Origin of the sequence: Pseudorhodobacter sp., assembly GCF_030452865.1 — a bacterium.
GTDB lineage: Bacteria > Pseudomonadota > Alphaproteobacteria > Rhodobacterales > Rhodobacteraceae > Pseudorhodobacter.
The window spans coordinates 1-2,205 of the sequence record NZ_JAKDLJ010000509.1 but is presented as its reverse complement, the minus strand read 5'-3'; the positions used below and the strand labels follow the sequence as shown (position 1 = coordinate 2,205).

General features: G+C 59.5%; 1 protein-coding gene and 2 pseudogenes. All 3 read left to right on the top strand.

Annotation, left to right across the window (positions count from 1 at the left end):
- Nucleotides 1-215: 215 nt before the first annotated feature.
- Nucleotides 216-434, top strand: a pseudogene (locus L0H65_RS19840) (recombinase family protein); the annotation flags it as partial.
- Nucleotides 435-507: 73 nt separating this feature from the next.
- Nucleotides 508-1,413 carry a recombinase family protein gene (locus tag L0H65_RS18780; RefSeq protein ID WP_301460721.1) on the top strand — a complete coding sequence of 302 codons (906 nt, stop codon included), beginning with the start codon at nucleotides 508-510 and terminating at the stop codon, nucleotides 1,411-1,413.
- A gap of 53 nt (nucleotides 1,414-1,466) precedes the next feature.
- A pseudogene (locus tag L0H65_RS18775) lies at nucleotides 1,467-2,205 on the top strand (hypothetical protein); the annotation flags it as partial.

Below are 2,205 nucleotides of genomic sequence, written 5' to 3'. Positions count from 1 at the left end.
CCCGCATTGGCTCGCACCTGGGTTTCTTGACCTGGGTGCCCTTTGCCCTGGGTGATGAGCACTTGGCCGGGCTCGTCCGCGCTTCGCGCGAGCAGGGCCGCGAGTTGATGCTCGCGCATCGCCGGCTGAACGCGGAAACTGTGCGGCTGTTGCATCAGGCAACGCGCCCCTTAGTCACTCCTTTGTCATAGCGACAATCGACACCACATCAGGTCGTGAGCAACCAGGAGAGCTTGCGGCTGCAATACGGGCTTTGCCAGCGCGCCAATGATCTTGGATGGCACAAAGCCGATATCGACGTGATCGATGCCGATCTTGGTTTGAGCGGCGCGTCCGCTGCGCATCGCAGCGGGTTCCAGGAACTTGTCGGTCGGGTTGGGCTCAGCGAAGTGGGGATAATCCTGTCTGTCGATGTCACACGGCTCGCGCGCAACTGCTCTGATTGGTATCCTCTTCTGGATATCTGTGGACTGCGGGGCTGTCTGATCGCGGATCGCGACGGCGTCTATGACCCAGGTCAACGCGAACGGGCGCCTTCTGCTTGGCCTCAAGGGAACAATATCCGAGTTAGAGTTGCATACGATCCGCAGCCGCCTGACGGCCGGCCTTATCGCCAAGGCACAGCGTGGGGAGCTTGCGCTCACTTTGCCTGTTGGCCTTGTCAGGGACCCGAGCGGTGTGGTGCTGAAAGATCCTGATATGGCTGTTCAGGGCCGGCTCAGTCTCGTGTTTGAGCTCTTCCAGAAGCTGCGCAGCATCGCCAAGGTGATGCGCATGCTGAATGATCGTGGTCTCGATCTCCCACGCCGGGACCGACATGGCGACCTGCATTGGGTTCGCGCGACGGTTGCCGCGGTCGCAACGATCCTGAAGAATCCCGCTTATGCAGGCGCTTTCGTCTATGGCCGGACTCGCATTCGCGACACCACTCCGGGCGAGCGGTCTCCCACAAAAGTGGCACGGCCTCGCGAAGAGTGGCGGATTGTCGTGAAAGACCGCTATCCGGCCTATATCGATTGGCCAACCTATGAGAATATCCGCACTATTGTGAGCGACAACCGGGCTGAATACATGCGCACCAAGACAAGAGGCATCCCCCGCGACGGTGAACTTCTCTTGCATGGCATCGTCTGGTGCGGACGGTGCAATCACAAAATGTATGTCCGATACAAGGGCGGCGGGGAGTATGTGTGTAACCACTTGCGGACTCACTCTGGTTTGCCCTCGTGCCAGCAAATGCGGGCCAAAGCGGTGGACGCTGCGGTTTCTGAAGCTTTCCTGACGGCTTTAGCCCCTGCCGAACTCGATGCTCTGTCGCGCACGCGGCGGGCCCAGAGCCAGGTCGACAGTGCCTTGAAGCGTTTCGCCATAAACCTGAATCATGGGTTTATGGCGGAACGCCCACACCATTGATATGTCTTGCAGCGTCACGCCTTTCCCCTGTCTCAGGTTAAAGGCGTGACGCTTTGAAGGCAAATGCGAAACGTGAAGTTGAGCGCACACGCTATGCAGCCGCGCTGGCGCAGCGACAGTTCAACCGCGTTGATCCTGACAACCGCCTTGTTGCGGCGGAACTTGAACGACGCTGGGAAAGCGCGTTGATGGACCTTCGAGCGGCAGAGGCTGCTTTGGCTGAGCAGTCGGCACAGCAATCAAGCGCTCATGTGACAATGGGGCCAGCGCTCACCGGCAAGGTAGTGACCCTTGCGGGACGTCTGCCGCAAATCTGGGCAGATCAAGCCACCACAGACGCGCATCGCAAGGCGCTGCTGCGCTGCCTGGTGGACAAGGTGGTGCTCGATCGAACTTCCGAGAGCGCGCTGGTCCGTATCGTATGGCGCGGCGGGGCGGTGACCGAACTCAACGTCAAGATGCGGGTAACAGCAATCTCAAAACCCGCACGGGGAGCCGAAATGCGGGTGCGCCTGCTTGAACTGGCAAAGACTGGCATGCCCGACGATGAAATCGCACGCGTTCTCACCAGCGAAGGACACCGATCGGCAAACTGTGTCGACAAGGTTCTCCCCGTAACCGTGCAGCGTATCCGGCTGGCCGAAGGGATCAGAAGGGCTCTCGCGCACAGGCGGTGGGATCACGATCCCGGTTTCCTGAGCACAGCTGCTCTTGCAGAAAAGCTGGGAATTCCGGTTAACTGGTTGTATGTGCAGATAAAGAAAAAGCGCCTGCTCATCGATCCAGAACCGT

What these genes read in the sequence shown, in the direction of transcription:
- L0H65_RS18780 (WP_301460721.1), top strand. Translation starts at nt 508, where the DNA reads ATGACCCAGGTCAACGCGAACGGGCGCCTTCTGCTTGGCCTCAAGGGA.